19 protein-coding genes are annotated in these 16,015 nt (G+C 60.6%); 14 read left to right on the top strand and 5 right to left on the bottom strand.

The genetic code is table 11. The features are described 5' to 3' along the window. Positions 1–125: 125 nt before the first annotated feature. A complete protein-coding gene (locus G9X67_RS23325; RefSeq protein ID WP_171599804.1) occupies positions 126–1,157 on the top strand; it encodes an adenylate/guanylate cyclase domain-containing protein in 1,032 nt (343 codons plus the stop codon). Then, entirely contained in the window at positions 1,087–2,016 is a 930-nt protein-coding gene (locus tag G9X67_RS23320; protein WP_171599803.1) for a tetratricopeptide repeat protein, read from the top strand. Before G9X67_RS23325 ends, G9X67_RS23320 begins: the two co-directional genes overlap by 71 nt. Here G9X67_RS23320 and G9X67_RS23315 read toward each other — a convergent pair. Further along, positions 2,006–2,251 (bottom strand): DUF982 domain-containing protein, encoded by a 246-nt coding sequence (locus tag G9X67_RS23315; protein WP_064245140.1) that lies wholly within the window; start codon positions 2,249–2,251, stop codon positions 2,006–2,008. The genes G9X67_RS23320 and G9X67_RS23315 overlap by 11 nt on opposite strands. Before the next feature lie 175 nt (positions 2,252–2,426). Then, positions 2,427–2,948, bottom strand: coding sequence for a hypothetical protein (locus G9X67_RS23310; RefSeq protein ID WP_171599802.1), 522 nt, complete (start codon positions 2,946–2,948; stop codon positions 2,427–2,429). Positions 2,949–3,149: 201 nt separating this feature from the next. Here G9X67_RS23310 and G9X67_RS23305 point away from each other — a divergent pair, with 201 nt between their 5' ends. After that, complete coding sequence (locus G9X67_RS23305; RefSeq protein WP_017958768.1) at positions 3,150–3,332, top strand: hypothetical protein; 183 nt, start codon at positions 3,150–3,152, stop codon at positions 3,330–3,332. Between the two features lie 32 nt (positions 3,333–3,364). Next, entirely contained in the window at positions 3,365–3,661 is a 297-nt protein-coding gene (locus G9X67_RS23300) for a hypothetical protein (protein WP_171599801.1), read from the top strand. Between the two features lie 26 nt (positions 3,662–3,687). On the opposite strand, the gene G9X67_RS23295 is transcribed toward G9X67_RS23300, so the two are convergent. Together G9X67_RS23295 and G9X67_RS23290 are read right to left on the bottom strand one after the other, a co-directional pair. Then, complete coding sequence (locus tag G9X67_RS23295) at positions 3,688–5,166, bottom strand: hypothetical protein (protein WP_171599800.1); 1,479 nt, start codon at positions 5,164–5,166, stop codon at positions 3,688–3,690. Positions 5,167–5,380: 214 nt separating this feature from the next. Continuing rightward, positions 5,381–5,806, bottom strand: a complete 426-nt coding sequence (locus G9X67_RS23290; protein WP_171599799.1) for a hypothetical protein — start codon at positions 5,804–5,806, stop codon at positions 5,381–5,383. A 280-nt stretch (positions 5,807–6,086) separates the two neighbouring features. Here G9X67_RS23290 and G9X67_RS23285 point away from each other — a divergent pair, with 280 nt between their 5' ends. Then, positions 6,087–6,674 carry a hypothetical protein gene (locus tag G9X67_RS23285; protein ID WP_171599798.1) on the top strand — a complete coding sequence of 196 codons (588 nt, stop codon included), beginning with the start codon at positions 6,087–6,089 and terminating at the stop codon, positions 6,672–6,674. An 89-nt stretch (positions 6,675–6,763) separates the two neighbouring features. On the opposite strand, the gene G9X67_RS23280 is transcribed toward G9X67_RS23285, so the two are convergent. Further along, positions 6,764–7,462, bottom strand: a complete 699-nt coding sequence (locus tag G9X67_RS23280) for a class I SAM-dependent methyltransferase (RefSeq protein ID WP_011650257.1) — start codon at positions 7,460–7,462, stop codon at positions 6,764–6,766. Between the two features lie 199 nt (positions 7,463–7,661). On the opposite strand from G9X67_RS23280, the gene G9X67_RS23275 reads away from it, so the two are divergent. The 9 genes from G9X67_RS23275 (at position 7,662) to G9X67_RS23235 (ending at position 16,008) form a co-directional block, all read left to right on the top strand. Then, a complete protein-coding gene (locus G9X67_RS23275) occupies positions 7,662–7,982 on the top strand; it encodes a hypothetical protein (RefSeq protein ID WP_029873856.1) in 321 nt (106 codons plus the stop codon). Positions 7,983–8,171: 189 nt separating this feature from the next. Continuing rightward, on the top strand, positions 8,172–8,543 hold the full coding sequence (locus G9X67_RS23270) for a hypothetical protein (protein WP_062939820.1): 372 nt from the start codon (positions 8,172–8,174) through the stop codon (positions 8,541–8,543). Between the two features lie 154 nt (positions 8,544–8,697). Further along, positions 8,698–9,000 carry a hypothetical protein gene (locus tag G9X67_RS23265; RefSeq protein ID WP_138388306.1) on the top strand — a complete coding sequence of 101 codons (303 nt, stop codon included), beginning with the start codon at positions 8,698–8,700 and terminating at the stop codon, positions 8,998–9,000. Between the two features lie 332 nt (positions 9,001–9,332). Continuing rightward, complete coding sequence (locus tag G9X67_RS23260; RefSeq protein ID WP_171599797.1) at positions 9,333–10,004, top strand: methyltransferase domain-containing protein; 672 nt, start codon at positions 9,333–9,335, stop codon at positions 10,002–10,004. A 19-nt stretch (positions 10,005–10,023) separates the two neighbouring features. Continuing rightward, a complete protein-coding gene (locus G9X67_RS23255) occupies positions 10,024–10,659 on the top strand; it encodes a TetR family transcriptional regulator (RefSeq protein ID WP_171599796.1) in 636 nt (211 codons plus the stop codon). 309 nt (positions 10,660–10,968) lie between these two features. Continuing rightward, entirely contained in the window at positions 10,969–11,850 is an 882-nt protein-coding gene (locus tag G9X67_RS23250; RefSeq protein ID WP_003545036.1) for an aldo/keto reductase, read from the top strand. Positions 11,851–12,576: 726 nt separating this feature from the next. Further along, positions 12,577–13,854: an alpha/beta hydrolase gene (locus G9X67_RS23245; RefSeq protein WP_171599795.1), complete on the top strand. Its 1,278-nt coding sequence runs from the start codon at positions 12,577–12,579 to the stop codon at positions 13,852–13,854. A gap of 183 nt (positions 13,855–14,037) precedes the next feature. After that, positions 14,038–15,288 carry an FAD-binding oxidoreductase gene (locus G9X67_RS23240; RefSeq protein ID WP_171599794.1) on the top strand — a complete coding sequence of 417 codons (1,251 nt, stop codon included), beginning with the start codon at positions 14,038–14,040 and terminating at the stop codon, positions 15,286–15,288. A gap of 9 nt (positions 15,289–15,297) precedes the next feature. Then, positions 15,298–16,008, top strand: coding sequence for an SDR family oxidoreductase (locus G9X67_RS23235; protein WP_171599793.1), 711 nt, complete (start codon positions 15,298–15,300; stop codon positions 16,006–16,008). Positions 16,009–16,015: the final 7 nt, after the last annotated feature.

Here is a 16,015-nt window from a genome sequence, read left to right as displayed (position 1 = left end):
CCAATTGCACCCAAAGCGGCCACCCAGCGGCTCACCTTTAGCGTCTGCTATTTTCCCGACATGATTGCGCCGGATTCTAAGCGCTACGATCAAGCATTGCGGTCAACAGGGTGTGGGGTCTTCCGATGCAACGCAGGCTGTCGGCGATCCTCTCAGCTGACATCGTCGGCTACACCCGTTTGATGGAAATCGATGACATCAGTACGCTGAGCCGCCTCAAGTCGTTGCGGCATGACTTGGTCGACCCCTGTATTGCCGCTCACAACGGACGGATCGTCAAGCTGATGGGTGATGGGATGCTGGTGGAGTTCGCCAGTGTCGCCGATGCCGTAAGGTGCGCGACCGAGGTTCAACGCGGGATGGCTAGAGCCGAACCTCAGGAGGCCGCCCAGGACCGCCTCGTATATCGCATCGGGGTCAATCTCGGCTACATCATCGTCGATGGCGACGACATCCATGGTGACGGGGTCAACGTCGCGGCGCGCCTGCAATCCCTTGCCGATCCCGGCGGGGTCGCGATCGCCGGCATTGTGCGCGATCACATCGGCAACGGGTTGGGGATCGATTTCGAGGATTTCGGCCAACATTCCGTGAAGAATCATGAGAGGCCCATACAAGTCCATATGGCGCGCTTCGCACACCCATGGTCGCCGCCGAAGCGGCCCGCTGCGGCGGCCGCCGCCGAGCGCGACGGCGCGTCTATCGCGGTGCTGCCGTTCACCAACATGAGCGGCGATCCGGAACAGGAATACTTCAGTGACGGCGTCACTGAGGACATCATTACCGATCTTGCGAAAGTGTCGGCGCTCAGCGTCATCGCCCGCAATTCAAGCTTTGTCTACAAAGGTCGCTCCGTGGACATCAAGCAGGTGGGACGCGAACTCGGCGCGCGCTATGTGCTGGAAGGCAGCGTGCGCAAGGCCGGAACCAAAGTGCGCATTGCGGCTCAGCTCATCAATGGAATGGATGGCCGGCACGTGTGGGCGGAGCGGTACGACCGCGACCTTGAAGATATCTTCGCGCTGCAGGACGAAATCTCCAAGCACATTGTCGACGCGCTAAAGGTGCGGCTCCTCGCAAAGGAGCTTGAGACCATCACCAAGCGGGGGCAATCTGGAGGCCTATCAAATTTATCTGATGGGGCGATCGTTCTTTAACCGTGGACACGAATCGAGGAGCATAAAGGCAGCCCGGGGTCTATTCGCGAAGGCCATCGACGTCGATCCGCTCTATGCGCGGGCATATGCCGGACTGGCCGACTGCGACTCCTACCTTCTGCTCGCCAACGATCCGACCGCCACATATGACAACATCATAGGCAACGCCGACCGGGCTCTGGAGCTCGATCCAGGTCTCGCCGACGCCCATGCATCGCGAGGCATCGCAATGTTTAGCAAGGGCCTACGCGCTGAGGCGGAGGCCGAGTTTGAGCTCGCCCTCGAACGAGATCCGACCTCTTTCGAGGCGAACTTCTTCCATGGGCGCAATTTTCACGCGCAGGGCCAGTTCGAAAGGGCGCGCGGCTTCTATGAGCGCACCATCACCTTGAAGCCAGATGATTATCGGGCCTGGGACCAGTTGCGAGCGGTCCATGTATCCCTTGGACACCATCAAGAGGCGGTACAGTCGGCGCGAGAATGCCTCCGACTGATAGAAGGAGAGATCGCCGCACATCCCGACGAGCCGATCCTTATGTGCTACGGCGGCTGTTTGCTGGCGGATTTGGGCGAGATGGAGCGTGGAGCGTCGTGGGCGTCCCGTGCCGCCGCAATCGCTGGGGACGATCTCAGAGTCCTCTATAATCTCGCTTGTTGCTATGCGAAGCTCGGCAAACCTGCAGAGGCCATCGCCTGCCTCGAGCGGCAGGCGTCCGGGTCGCCTACCTATGTCGCATCGGTCGTGGCCTGGATGAAAAAGGACAGCGACCTAGATCCTCTCCGGAACCATCCGCGCTACCTGGCTCTCGCCGACCGGATGGAAGTTCAGCTAGCAGAGCCTCCTGGCCCTATTCCTTAATCGGGATTCCGGCTTCGATCGCAGCGTCGATGAACGCCTGCCGCGCCTCTTCCCGGTTTCGTTTTCCCGCCATGACATCCGCGCAAACCGCGCAGGCCTTGTCCAAGGCAGGCCCCTCTTCGGTCGGCCAGTCTTCGACCAGCGCCCATGTCGCGGCCTGGGTCGTCTGGATCACCACCCACTGATCCGGGCCTTCAAGGGCGAGCGTTACCGGCTTCTTCCAAATGGTTTGCATGATCTCAGGACCTCCGCTGCGTGCTCTCTGCCGTTGCAGCCTGCACACATAGGGCGATTCATCCGGCGTGGCGAGGCGCAGTATGCACGAGATGCCTTTCTCGGTCAGCGAACTGCTGGGATGTGCTTTTCAAAAGGGTTTCGTGCCGCCGTTTTGCGCGCCTATGCGACGCCTCTTAGAAATCCTGAACGAATTCACACGCCAGCAAGGTTTTGCCTGGCAGGGCGTTGCCTTGGCGAGCAACGATAGAGACCTTTCCGGGGCCGGCCATTCCGGGTTCCGGCTGCAGATCTGCAGGAAGTTCAAGCGAAAAGCCCTTCGTGGATGTGCCGAGCAGGTCCGAGGTCTCCGGCTTCAAACCGTATTTCGCGGCCAGATCGTCGGCGCGTTCGCCCTCGATCAAGACGCCAACAGCGTTGTTAGCAAAGAAAATCTCGGTCGACTTAAAGCCGTCGCGGCCTATCTGGTTCGGGAGTTTGTAGATCGCCGCGCCCAAGGATGATGTGTCCGGCTTGGCCAGAGCTTCCACGACATCATAGATCTTCATTGCCGATGTCATCGTATAGGGCGGCTTGCAAAGGGCTGCGTCAAAGAACTTGTCGTTGGCCGAATCGGCCAGAACCTGCCCGGCCTGAAATGCCGCAAAAGCGACGCATGCGGAGAAGGCAGCGTAACGAATGAATTTGGCGTTGTGCATGAAACATTCCCGAGAAAGTGGCTGTAGCGGATTCGTGTGTACGAGTTCGAATGCCTAGGGGATTCGAGGTAATTATGCTACCCAAAGTTTAATCTCTCAGATCCACTCTTCTCTTCCGTCTGGCCGTGCTGATGGGTAGGATGAGTGGTATTGGACGCGGAGACGGAGATATCGCAGCGCCGATCCGAAGGCAGGAGAGTCATGATCGCAGCCTATATCGACGAAATCATCATGTTTTGCGCCGGCCTGTGGATGACGTCCGTCGGCTTTGGTTATCTGCCATATCCAGGCAAGCCGGCCAGCCGGCCGCCGTTGGTTCGCCATTTCAAGTGGATGGGTCCGTTGCTGCTCGCGATCGCCATCGTTCTGGCCGCCGCCTCCTAGAGCCGCGTGCGTGCTCATGCCGGAGTGAAGCAATGACCAATATGTTGGCCTGCCCGTCCTGCGGATTGGACAAAACAGAATCGATTGTCCACCGCGGTTCGTATATTCTTCGATGCGCCGCCTGCGGCGAAGCGATTGTCGCCACATCATTCATGGCGATGCTCGACTCGGATCACCAGTGTTCGGCCTTTATCGATCCGGGTCCCGGAAAACACCCTCCGCCAGAGACGCTCGTCGCGCGTGGGCCGTTCCGGCAGATCGCAACGGCAATCAGTGCCGCGGCGAGTGACGGAACTCTGATACGTCTGATCTCTGAAGCGAAAGATTGAAGTCCGCCTTTACACAGCTGGCGCCCTCATGGGCGTAACCGGACGAGAATCTTGGCCCCGGGAACCCTCAACTGTTCCGCCATCGCTTCCAGATCTTTCCTATCCGTTCCCGCCAGAACGATGCGACCATCCATGATCGGCTCCCTCATCCAGGGTTCCATGACGACCTTGTCGTTGATCAGCATCTGCGTTTGTCGTCCCAATACCGCCTGCGTGAAATCGCGGAATGTGGCGGCGCTTTCCGGGGTGAGCACGATATTCAGGCCATGGTCGTAGGACACGGGAGACAGGCTTATCTCCGCACTCTTCACCTCAAGCGAGACAGGCGCGATCGCCTTGGCCGCGTCATTGTCTGCAGCAATGGCCGCCTCTTGCGGTGCCGTCGGTGGGGCAGGCGGTGTCGAAAGCTCATCCAGGATGCCCGGCCCGGCCTTGGCCGATGGCAGCGGCTCGATATGCAAATCGGGCGCCTGCAGGTCTTTTGCTGTCAGCACGGCGGGGAGCAGCAGGCTGGCCGGCATATCCTCGCGTTGGATGTGGGTATATGTGCGCAACCTCGTCCCTCCTGCCTCAACGGTTACGATCTCCGACGCTTCGAGTGTCGAACCATCGTCCAGGGACACCACGAGCTCGACGCTTCGGCTCTTGCTGGCGCGTTTGAGGAAAGCCAGCTGATCGGCCGTGAGGTTCTTTGCCCGCTCGGCAAAGCCCGTCATCAAATTTGCGATTGCCGGCTGCTGCGATTGGCTGAATGCCGAAGCGTCGGCTTCCTCCGACAGGGAAAGGGTTGCCGTGTGTGCGGTCGCGTCGGTGGATTTCAGGGTCCAGGTCGATGTCACCGGAACACTGACGCCGCCATAATCTTCGTCCCGCGAGGTCGCCGAGGCCGGTCCGATGTCCATGGTCTCATCCTTGTAGGATTGTCCCGTGGCGAGCAGTTGCGCCTCCGGCACCAAGGCGGCAACAATTTGAAGAGGGTTTGCCTCCAGCTTGGCGATGATGTCATAGACCCCGCTTTGTGGTGCCACGGGAACTCCACCCGGTCCATTGGCCGCCATCGCCCGCATGTGCGCCACGATCTGATCGACACCGGAGAGATCGCGCGGGTTGCCGTTCAGGTCGGTTTCGAGTTCGAGCGCAGCGGTGCCATAGGCCGTGAGGGAATTGCGATAGAGCAGGTTCATCTGATAGCTGTCGGCAAGGCCCGCAAGGCCTTCCGGCAAATCGGCGCTGAGGGACCAGCGGACCCGCATGCCGTCTTCATCCCGCGACAGGACGGTCATAGCCTGGCGAAACGCGCCGCGTGCCGTCACCGGCGGGGCGCCTGATTTGTCGAACCAGAACGACATATCGGTCTCCGTCGCTTTTTGAACGCGGTAGCTGCGCTCGACGCCGGTCGCTGGCGCATAGCCCGGGATCTCGATGCCGCCGGCGGACCATGCCGGATGGGAGAGTATGAGGCAAACGCAAAACCAGACAAATCTCTTCCAGCACAGTGATGTCATGCGGGCAGGGCCTCTGAACATTGAAGGTTGTAGGGCGCCTTCCGGCTGCCGGCCGCGAGCTTATTGGCTGATGAAGAGAATGGGTAGTGCTGACGCTACGATAATCGTTTTGCGCGAAACTGCTTCAGGTTTTCAAGATCGAGATCGGGAGATCAAGGTTAAGCACTTTTCATCGACCGCCCCAGTCTCTGCCCCAAGGCAGCGAAGCGAAAAACTATTGAGCGGTCGGGTGGTCTCTCTCATAGGCTTCCCTTTCTTCCTTCCCGACCAAAGATGCGTAATAGCCGCTGCAAACCAGATATGAGCACTCATCCGGGTTGCCCGTTTGCCATCCCGGCTGGCAGAGGACGACGCGCTGGAATTTGGCGTTGCAAAGCCCGTGGTTTGCCAAGAGCCGCGGATCATTTCCGAAATACGCGCTTATGGCGTCCTTGCGAGTCCACGCGGGAACGATTTTCCAATCAGCGGCGCCGCCCTCAGCGCTCACATTGCCGGTCGCACAGAAGGACCAATTCGAGATCACGACCGGCTGATCGCAGGAAAAAGCCTGAACGGCGCTTCCCAGCAGGATCGAAATCAATGCCAGCAGCCGCTTGCCGCAAACCACCACGCTCTTTTCCCTCATGCCGATCATTCGCATCGCGCTCCTACCCCTCGATATTCAGGCGCTGATCGTAGCAGGCGCAACCGAACAATGTAAGATCAAAACTAAGAATATTTTCCTAGTTCGTGGATCGTTCTTGCGCTAGGTTGCCCGTGATTGCAACCATGGAATGCCGGATGTCGAGCAAATTTTTCCCTATCGGCGAGTTGGTCGCCGGGACGAGCCCGGGCCGTCGGCCGCTTTATGAACAGAATTGCCGGTCTCGCAGCACAGGCAGACTGCCGAAGGATCGGCCGGCGACGGGGGCGAGGGGCTGATGGCGGAATTCAACCCTCGCGACAAAAGCCGAACCAGTCAGGGAAAGACGCGGGCGATGGTGCGCAAGCATACCGCTCCGCCGAGCGGCACGGACGACGGCAGCCTTCGCTGGCAATGGTTCACCATTCAGTTGCTGGAATCTGCGGCCTTCACGACATTGAGTGCGAACGCCTGCCGCGCCTTCTTCCGCATCGTCATCGAGCACACGTCGCACGCTGCCTTGGAAAACGGCAAGCTGATCGTGACCCACCCTCAGTTCGTGTCTTACGGCGTGACCGGCGAATATGTGGCCGATGCGATCGATGAGCTCGAATATAAGGGGCTGATAAAAGTTCGCCGCGGCCGGGCAGGCAGTGGCGTCGCGCATCCCAACCGGTTCACGCTGACCTTTGTCGGTGACCATGAGGGTGCGCCAGCGACGGATGAATGGAAACGATGCACGGCGGAAAGGTGCCGGAAATGGTCCGAGACCGATCGCAAGATTGCCGCCGACAAACGCGGGCGCGTCGGCAGGAAGAAAAAAGTCCCACTTCGGAATCCCGAAATCCCCCCGCTTCGGCATTCCGAAATCCGCCGCGCTTCGTGAGCTGTCGACAGGGAGAAACGCTGAATGATTTCAATGCCGCAACCAATTTCGGGATTCCGAAGTGCTATATAGATCTTGGTGGGGTGTCCCTAACGAAGGCACTTTGCCACGATCAGGAACTCCGTCTCCCGACCCCCGATCTTCCCGGCCGAAACCGTGCGAAGCACAAGACCGAAAGCTTCATAGAGCCAATAAAGCGGGGGAATTCTATCCTTGAGCGCATGCACCTGCGTCGACACATATTCGCCGACAAAGACGACATCCATCCCGAGGTCTTTCAATGTCCCGGCAATCTCCGAATGGGATGCCTCTGCGGCATGCTCGACGCGGAACGGGGCATAGCCCGGCTTTCCGGCGTTTTTCTGCCTGAGAACGTAGCGATAGAACAAGACGTGTGTCCACCAGGGCGTCAGGTCGGTGAAGATCCCTTTGGCTGAATTCAGGATCGGACCCTTGACGAACACCAGACCACCGGGAGACAGGGTATCATGGGCTCTCAACAAAGCAGAGCGCGGGCTTTCCAAATGCTCGAGAACGTCCCAGAAGACGCAGGCGTCGAAGTGACGATCTCCATAGTCGATGGTTTGAGCATCGCCGAGGATCCTCTCAGCGGCGTCCTGGTTCTTTTCGAGTTGCTCCTTGGAGATGTCGACAACGGTATATCGCGCACCTTTCAAGGGGATATGCGTGCGGGAGCCGCCCCCGACCTCAAGGATATTTGTATCAGTCTTGCTGGAAAATGCTGATTGTGCGTGCGAGAGCGCGTCGTTTACCCACGGCGAAGCCATAATCTTTCCCTCCCGAAAGATTAGCGTTTACGACTACAAGTAAGCATTAATATAATATTTTAGCAATATTTTAAGCATCTCTGGTCAGGTGGTGCGTCCGGTCGGGATTGGCGGGCAAGCCGTCAGCCTAGTTTCGCGCAACCTTCCTGATGTATCCGCAGGTCAGATGATCTTTAAGGCGCTTCAGCCGGAGGAATGCATGGCGGTGGGAATTTTTCGGGCTCTGGCTGCCCTGGCGATGATGACGGCCCTTGGCGGCTGCATCGACCACGCCAATGATCCCGTGCTCCTGGCGGTCGGCGTGCCGGTCAATCCGCCGGTCGTTGCGCACGGCCTTTGCATGACCGACGGCAACGCCATGTATGACGAGGCGAGGAAGCAGTATCAGCTGCGCGCCCAACTGACCGGATATGCTCAGGCCGATGAGCTTGAGGCCGAAACGATAGCGCGCGCTGCCGCCCATCGCCAATATGTCGCCTGCCTCTCCGGCCAGGGCTACCGGACATTATACGCGAATTGAGAACAGAGAATTCACGTTTCGTCACCAGCGCTGTTTGAGCCCTTTCCTGATCGCGACTTTTCACGTTTTTTGGCGATTTAGTCACGCCGGATCGCCTGCAATCACGAGTTTTGGAATTGCGTGTGAGCCATGGAACTCCGCTCGTCTGAAAGGCATTCTTCCGAGATAAATCCATAAGGAGGGTTTATCATGAAGATGTTCAGGCTTGCCCCATCCACCGCCGCGCTCGGCGCCCTTCTCGCCCTCACGTCGATCATCCCTGCGCAGGCAGCACCCGTTCAAACGGCTCGACCGCCCGCCGTCTCGGATGTAAAAATGGTGCAATATAAACCACATGCCGGGTCCTGGCATGGCTATCAGGGCTTTCGCACCGAGCGCCCAGGCACCCGCCGCCATTCCGATGGCTACTGGTATCCGCTTGCCGCCTTCGGCGTCGAGGCCGGCACCACGGGCTCCATCGTCCGCGCGCCGGTGAACAGGCCCGCAGCTCCGGAAATGTGCAACCCTACGTTTTCCGGATCGATCGGCCCCGGCAGCATGCCTTGCGATAACGGCTATTGAGCCGGCAAATGAAGGAGGCGGCGATGAGCCGCCTTTTTCTTGATCGGGCCGCCGCTCACATGTCCGTGACCTCTGCTTTGGCACCGTAGTATGTGACAGATCGCCTTCCTAACTCCGGGGCGTAAATTCCCCGAATCCTCCCAAGGAGACGATTATGACCACGACTTTCAAGAACGGCCTGATGGCCGCTGCCTTCGGCGCAATCCTCGGCCTCTCGGCCTTCTCGGCCACGGCAGCTCCCCTCCAGTCGAGCGCGACAGAGCAGGGCGCAGCCGAGCGTCCGGTTGCGAGCCAAGAAACCACGGTTGAGCACGACAGGCGCACGACCGGTTCGATCGGCGAGCGCGCCTCGGAAACCAGGGGCTCGACACATTATATGATGAACCCGAAGAAGCCGCTCAACATGGATTGCAAGCTCGGCTTCAACCCGACGAGCAGCTCCAGCTGCAATTACTGACGAGACGCTCGGCCGTTCGCCATCGCGAGCGGCCCCGTCTGAGCTGAAGGGCGGCCTCCGAGCCGCCCTCAGTTTGTTAGCAGACCTCGCTTTTCCCTCGGCGCCATCCTCGGCCTTGCCAGCCGGGTACGGCATGTCCTTCCCCAATTGTCGTTCGTACGATGTTGCATCGAATGCAAAAATGCAATAAGTACAAAATCAGCAAGCTGTTGACGGTGGGTGTTGCGAAAAGCCGCAGCGACGAGCGATTGACGCCTCTGCCTTGGAATTGCCATGCTCGCCGCGATGGTCGCTTTTCATAATCAATCGAATTTCAGACAGGTGGGATAGTCATGACTGCAAAGGCCGCATGCTCCGATTTCCTGCATTTTTTCCGCTCTTGGATCAGCAACCCGCTTCGGGTCGCGGCCATCGCGCCGTCGGGGGATTCGCTTGCCAGGATCATGACCAGTGAAATTGCCGCACTCGACGGTCCGATCATCGAGCTCGGCCCGGGAACCGGCGTCTTCACCCGGGCGCTGCTGGCGCGCGGGGTCAGCGAAGCGGATCTGACCCTGATCGAGTACGGTCCGGAGTTCATCTCATCGCTGCAGGCGCGTTTTCCGACGGCGCGCGTGTTGCAGATGGATGCCGCCCATCTCGCCCATGCCGATATTTTCGAAGGCGAACCGGTCGGCGCGGTTGTCAGCGGCCTGCCGCTTTTGTCCATGTCGCCGCGCAAGATCGCCTCGATCCTGGCCGGCGCCTTCGCCTATATGCGCCCGGGCGGCGCCGTCTATCAGTTCACCTACGGTCCGCGCTGCCCGGTGCCGCGGCCGATCCTCGACCGTCTCGGCCTGAAGGCGGTGCGCATCGGCGGCACGGTGCGCAACCTACCGCCGGCCTCCGTCTACCGGATTTCGCGCCGCAAGCCGCTGGAACTGTCGCGCGAGCGCTTCAGCTATCGCGCGGGCGCGGCTGACATCGACGATGTCGCCGCCTTTTCCAACGAAACCGGCGGCTGAACGATGATGCCGGGCCGGAATGGCTGAGAACAAGCGGACGGAAACGACGGAAGGCAGGCGGGAACGCAAGCGGCGGCAGACGCGCGAGCGCATTGAGCAGGCGGCGATGACCCTCTTCCTGCAGCGCGGCTTCGAGGCCACGACGATCGAGGACATCACCGAGGCGGCCGATGTCTCCAAACGCAGTTTCTTCGATTATTTCCCCTCCAAGGAAGAGGTTGTCTTCGCCTGGCAGGATGCCTTCGCCGATCGCCTGATGGTGGCAATCGCTGCAAGGCCGGCGGACGAATCCTCCGTCGCGGCGGTCGAGGCGGCGATCACCGCAACCGTCATCGCCTCCGTCGACGAGCCTGGTCTGGCGCGTGGGGACCTCATCCATCGCACGCCGGCGCTGCAGGCCCGCGACCAGCTGAAATATGCCAAGCTCGAACAGAAGCTCGCCGAGGCGCTGCTGCTGCGCAAGGGAGGTGATCCGCTTGAACGGCCCCGCATGCGCGTCCTTGCGGCCATCGTCATCGGTGCGCTGCGCGTCGGGGCTGAGCTCTGGCAGCAGCGCCCGCCAAGTGCTTCGCCGCAGGATTTCGCCCGGGAGATTTTCACTGACCTCTGGAAGATGCTGGCGGAATTCGGCGACGAGGCAAAGACCAGGCGTTGACGCGGGACCGCCTGCGCCGCCGTGCGCACTTTCAACGACATCGGCTCGATGTCAATGTTTCCGCTCATCCCTGTCATCAGGCCCTGTTATCGGAACCGGGCCGTCCTATATCTGCAAGCGTCGCAGCGGCCACATTCTGATGATCCCCTCGATAGGCGGATCATCACCATGCCGGGCATCGCTTTCGATCAGGGCAGACATTCGCGCTCGAAGGTATCTCCGAAAGCCTCGGCATTCGTGCCGCCGCTGTTCAACCGCCTCCGACCGTTCCACCGATTTCAATGATTGATTGATAAGAGAGGAAAGACCATGTCCAGTTACAACGCAGCAAAGTCAGGCACCTTCAAGATCGGCGGCGATATCGAGATCAATCGTCTCGGTTTCGGCGCCATGCGCGTCACCGGCAAGGGCATCTGGGGCGAGCCTTCCGATCATGCCGAATCCATCCGTACGCTGAAGCGCCTGCCGGAACTCGGCGTCAACTTCATCGATACGGCCGATTCCTACGGCCCCGATGTCTCCGAGTGGCTGATCAAGGAAGCCCTGCATCCGTATGGCGGCAAGTCGGTCATCGCCACCAAGGGCGGGCTGACCCGCCACGGTCCCGATATCTGGCTGCCCGTCGGCCGTCCGGAATACCTGATCCAGCAGGCGCATAAGAGCCTGCGCAATCTCGGCGTCGAGCAGATCGATCTCTGGCAATTGCATCGGATCGATCAGAAGGTGCCGGCCAAGGAACAGTTCGATGCGATCAAATCGCTGCTCGATACCGGCCTCATCCGCCATGCGGGTCTGAGCGAAGTATCCGTTGCCGACATCGAGGCCGCCTCGAAGCACTTCAAGGTCGCGACCGTCCAGAACCGCTACAATCTCGTCGACCGCACCAGCGAGGATGTGCTCGACTATTGCGCCAAGCACAATATCGGCTTCATCCCGTGGTATCCGCTCGCCGCCGGCGACCTCGCCAAGCCCGGCTCACTGCTCGATACGATCGCCAAAAAGCACAATGCAGCACCCAGCCAGATCGCGCTCGCCTGGGTGCTGAAGCGCAGCCCGGTCATGCTGCCGATCCCCGGCACCTCCAAGGTCAAGCATCTCGAGGAAAACGTCGCCGCCGTCGACATCACCCTCTCTAACGAGGAATTCTCCGCCCTCGACGCAGAGGGAAGCAAGGTCTTCAAGGCTGCTTGACGGGCAAACCCAAGGCTTTCCGGTTTGCGCTAGTCGCTGCCCCTCACCCTAACCCTCTCCCCGTAAAAGATGGGGAGAGGGGACGTGCCCTGCGATGGGTGGGTGGGGAACGGAGAGGGTGCGGCATACCCCCTTCGCCCCGCGAGCGGGGCGAAGGTGCCGGCAGGCGGATGAGGGGCAACGCCGACGATCCAGGCCGAGGCCGCAATTTTCGGCATAAATTTGACCATCCGGTCAAACATGCTGCAAAATGAGGCGGCGGCCTGTTATTTTGAGGGCAAGCATTGCGTCCAGCGCATTGCTGCATTGCGGTATTTTCGCTATTCCGAATCAAAAGAATTGGCTATTACTATCTTCGTAAGCAGCGCACTCCTCCTCCCAGCGCTCTTACATCGGACTGACAACACTCCTCCTCCCAGTTGTCAGTCAGGATCAAGAGCCCGGCGCACCTCCTCCCGCGTCGGGCTTTTTTCTTTTCCCCCCAAGTCTTTTCCCCCCAAGTCTTTTCCCCCCAAGTCTTTTCCCCCCAAGTCTTTTCCCACCAAGTCTCCTCGCCCTAAGTCGAAATCGACCAATTACCGATCCGGGCAACGCCGGTCCTGCGGTTTTCACGAGGGATTGCGCAAAACAAAGGCTTCCACCTCCGGCGGTTTGACTCGGCAAGCCTCGTCGGACTATTTGAACGGGCGCCGCCTGTCCGGTGCGGGAACCGATTGGAGTTTGGTCATGATCGGCAAAAGACGCGGCTTGCCCGCGGCTCTGACAGGTCTTCTGGTTGCAACGATGGTGCTTTCCGGCTGCGGCGGTAGGCCGGTCGGTGTCATGCAGGCGGCTGGCACCGCGGCCCCTGGCACCTCCAAGGTCGACCTGCTCGTCGCGACGACGCGCGCTGCCGACGACAATCCCGCCGTGCTTTTCTCCGGCGAACGCGGCACCGGGCTCGCCGTCAATGCCGTCGACGTCTCGATCCCGCCGGAAGCCAATCGCAAGGTCGGCCAGGTGCAATGGCCAAGCCGTCTGCCGGCCGATCCGTTGCGCAATTTCGTCACCGTTTCGGTCGATCCGCTGGAAGGCGAGCGAGCCGGCGAGACCTGGCTGCAGACCCATATGCCGAAGAGCCGCCGGGTGCTCGTCTTCGTGCACGGATTCAACAATCGTTATGAGGACGCCGTCTACCGCTTTGCGCAGATCGTCCACGATTCGCATGCCGACGTCGCCCCCGTCGTCTTCACTTGGCCGTCGCGCGGCAGCATCTTCGATTATAATTACGACAAGGAAAGCACCAACTATTCCCGCGACGCGCTGGAGGAGTTGCTCACCCGCACCGCCGCCAATCCGGCTGTCAGCGACATCACCATCATGGCGCATTCGATGGGCACGTGGCTGACGGTCGAAGCGCTCAGGCAGATGGCGATCCGCAACGGCCACGTCGCACCGAAGATCAACAATGTCATCCTCGCTTCGCCGGATCTCGATGTCGATGTCTTCGGCCGCCAGTTCGCAAGCCTCGGCAAGGAAAAGCCGCACTTCACCATCTTCGTCTCGCAGGACGACCGGGCTCTGGCACTGTCGCGGCGCATCTCCGGCAATGTCGACCGGCTCGGCCAGATCGATCCTTCCGTCGAACCCTATCGCAGCAAGCTCGAGGCGGCCGGCATCACCGTGCTCGATCTCACCAAGCTCAAGGGCGGCGACCGGCTGAACCACGGCAAGTTCGCCGAAAGTCCCGAGGTGGTGAAGCTGATCGGCGACCGGCTGATTGCCGGCCAGGCGATCACCGATTCCAATGTCGGGCTCGGCGAGGCCGTCGGCGCGGTGGCGATGGGCGCTGCCCAGACCGCCGGAAGTGCTGTCAGCGTTGCCGTCAGCACGCCGATTGCGATCTTCGATCCGCGCACCCGGCGCAACTACGATGCCCAGCTGAAACGTCTCGGCCAGTCGATGAACAACACTGTCGGCTCGGTCGGCGACAGCGTCGGTGCGGGCCTGCCGGAAAGCCAATAAAAATTCCACAGAGCAATTCCAGCAAAAGTGCACAGCGGTTTTGCGTTTCGGAATTGCGAAATAACAAAGAGATAGAGAATTTCCGTGATTCGGAAAAAACGGAAATTCTCTAGGCATCGCATCTTGATGTGATATATCAGATTCACGACGGCAATTCTGTCTGCCGTGCGATGGGTTGATGGCATGGCGGATGAGATGAAGAAGAGGGTAGCGGTCGTCGGCGCGGGCGTGATCGGCGCCTCGATCGCTTTCGAGCTGCAGCGGCGCGGCCTTGAAGTGACGCTGATCGACAAGGGCGAGCCCGGCCGCGGCACCTCTTTCGGCAATATGGCAAGCATCGCGCTTGATTTTGCCGCCGGCTCCGGCCCTTCGACCTGGAAGAAGATCCCCGGCTGGCTGCTCGATCCGGAAGGCCCGGTCTGGCTGCGGCCTTCCTACGCCGCCAGGATGCTGCCCTGGTTCCTGCGCTTCCTCGCCGCCGGCCGGCCCTCGCGTCTCCGAGAGATCGAGGATGCCGGCATGAGCCTATCGAACCGCGCGCTCGGCGATTTCAGGCAGATGCTCGAAGCGATCGGCGCACCCGACTTGATGACCGAGGAAGGATGTCTGGCGATCTATGAGACGGAGGCGGAATTTGCCGCCGATCGCGGCCATCTCGCCATGATGCAGCGCTACGGCCTCGAATTCGAGGTCTTGAGCAACGGCGCCATCCAATATTACGAACCCACTTTGTCGCCGGCGATCGCCAAAGCCGTGCTGCTCCCCGACAACAAGTCGATCCGCGACCCCTACAAGCTGGTGGTGAAACTCACCGACGCCGCGAAGGCTGCAGGCACGACCTTCGTCTCCGGCACTGTGCGGAATATCGAGCGCCGGGGCGATGGCACCGCCCTCGTTCTCCTCGAGGATGACAGGCGGATCGAGGCCGGTTCGGTCGTGCTTGCCGCCGGCGTCCACACCCGTTTCCTTGCCGAAAAGCTTGGCGAGCCGATCCCGCTCGAAACCGAGCGCGGCTATCACACGCAGATCATGAAGCCCGGCATATCCATGCGCTATTCGGTGATCTGGCCGCATCGCGCTTTCATGGTGACGCCGACGGCGGGCGGCATCCGGGTCGGCGGCAATGTCGAACTCGCTGGCCTCGATGCCGCACCGGATTTCCGCCGTCCGCGGGTGCTGGTGCGCCACGCCCAGCGCGCGCTGCCCGGCCTGAAGGTCGAGGAGACGACGGAATGGATGGGGCATCGTCCGGCGCTGCCCGATACGATCCCGATCATTTCGCCATCGTCGAAGATGCCGGGTGTTTTCTATGCGACCGGGCACGGCCATCTCGGCCTGACCTTTTCGGCAACGACAGCGCTGGTGATCGCCGATATGGTGACCGGGCTCAAACCATCCCTCGATGTGACCCCGTTCCGCATAGACCGCTATTAGGAGGCCCCGATGTCCGATACCACGAAACCCCTAGCGCTGATCACCGGCGGCGGCCGCGGCATGGGCGAGGCAATCGCCCGCGAGCTCTCGGCGCAGGGCTATCAGCTGGCGCTGATGTCGCCGTCCGAAAGCTGTGAGAAGCTGGCGGCCGAACTCGGCGGCGTCGCCGCGCGCGGCGTGGCCGAAAAGGCCGAGGATCTCAAGGCGATCTTCGAGCTGACGATGAAGACCTATGGCCGCATTGACGCCGTCGTCAACCTGAGCGGCCATCCACCGAAGGGCGACCTGCTCGATATTTCAGACGAGAACTGGACGCTCGGTTCCGACATGATGATCCTGTCGCTGGTGCGCATGGCCCGCCTGGTGACGCCGGTCATGCTGAAACAGGGCAAGGGCGCCTTCGTCAACATCACTACTTTTGCGGCCTACGAGCCGTCGCTGGTCTTCCCGGTTTCCTGCACCTACCGCGCCGCTGCCGGCGCCTTCACCAAGCTCTATTCCGATCGTTATGCGGCCGACAATATCCGCATGAACTGCATCCTGCCGGGGTATATCGACAGCCTGAACCACAAGCCCGAGACCGCCGAGAAGGTGCCGATGAAGCGCATCGGCCATGTGGAGGAGATCGCCAAGACCGCGGCCTTCCTGCTCTCCGACGGCGCGGGGTATATCACCGGCCAGAATATTCGCGTCGATGGCGGCGTCACCCGTCACGTCTGATCTGGAG

It is taken from the genome of Rhizobium sp. WYCCWR 11152 (assembly GCF_013087615.1).
Taxonomy (GTDB): Bacteria; Pseudomonadota; Alphaproteobacteria; order Rhizobiales; family Rhizobiaceae; genus Rhizobium; species Rhizobium indicum.
Note: the sequence above shows the minus strand (reverse complement) of the source record. Positions and strands in the feature narration are given on the sequence as shown.

Bases quoted from the DNA above. Each gene is read 5' to 3' on its own strand.
- G9X67_RS23290 (WP_171599799.1), bottom strand. From the start codon at position 5,806: ATGCGAATGATCGGCATGAGGGAAAAGAGCGTGGTGGTTTGCGGCAAG.
- G9X67_RS23300 (WP_171599801.1), top strand. From the start codon at position 3,365: ATGACCAATATGTTGGCCTGCCCGTCCTGCGGATTGGACAAAACAGAA.
- G9X67_RS23275 (WP_029873856.1), top strand. From the start codon at position 7,662: ATGGCGGTGGGAATTTTTCGGGCTCTGGCTGCCCTGGCGATGATGACG.
- G9X67_RS23285 (WP_171599798.1), top strand. From the start codon at position 6,087: ATGGCGGAATTCAACCCTCGCGACAAAAGCCGAACCAGTCAGGGAAAG.
- G9X67_RS23245 (WP_171599795.1), top strand. From the start codon at position 12,577: ATGATCGGCAAAAGACGCGGCTTGCCCGCGGCTCTGACAGGTCTTCTG.
- G9X67_RS23250 (WP_003545036.1), top strand. From the start codon at position 10,969: ATGTCCAGTTACAACGCAGCAAAGTCAGGCACCTTCAAGATCGGCGGC.
- G9X67_RS23305 (WP_017958768.1), top strand. From the start codon at position 3,150: ATGATCGCAGCCTATATCGACGAAATCATCATGTTTTGCGCCGGCCTG.
- G9X67_RS23235 (WP_171599793.1), top strand. From the start codon at position 15,298: ATGTCCGATACCACGAAACCCCTAGCGCTGATCACCGGCGGCGGCCGC.
- G9X67_RS23260 (WP_171599797.1), top strand. From the start codon at position 9,333: ATGACTGCAAAGGCCGCATGCTCCGATTTCCTGCATTTTTTCCGCTCT.
- G9X67_RS23265 (WP_138388306.1), top strand. From the start codon at position 8,698: ATGACCACGACTTTCAAGAACGGCCTGATGGCCGCTGCCTTCGGCGCA.
- G9X67_RS23280 (WP_011650257.1), bottom strand. From the start codon at position 7,462: ATGGCTTCGCCGTGGGTAAACGACGCGCTCTCGCACGCACAATCAGCA.
- G9X67_RS23295 (WP_171599800.1), bottom strand. From the start codon at position 5,166: ATGACATCACTGTGCTGGAAGAGATTTGTCTGGTTTTGCGTTTGCCTC.
- G9X67_RS23325 (WP_171599804.1), top strand. From the start codon at position 126: ATGCAACGCAGGCTGTCGGCGATCCTCTCAGCTGACATCGTCGGCTAC.
- G9X67_RS23270 (WP_062939820.1), top strand. From the start codon at position 8,172: ATGAAGATGTTCAGGCTTGCCCCATCCACCGCCGCGCTCGGCGCCCTT.
- G9X67_RS23240 (WP_171599794.1), top strand. From the start codon at position 14,038: ATGGCGGATGAGATGAAGAAGAGGGTAGCGGTCGTCGGCGCGGGCGTG.
- G9X67_RS23255 (WP_171599796.1), top strand. From the start codon at position 10,024: ATGGCTGAGAACAAGCGGACGGAAACGACGGAAGGCAGGCGGGAACGC.
- G9X67_RS23310 (WP_171599802.1), bottom strand. From the start codon at position 2,948: ATGCACAACGCCAAATTCATTCGTTACGCTGCCTTCTCCGCATGCGTC.
- G9X67_RS23315 (WP_064245140.1), bottom strand. From the start codon at position 2,251: ATGCAAACCATTTGGAAGAAGCCGGTAACGCTCGCCCTTGAAGGCCCG.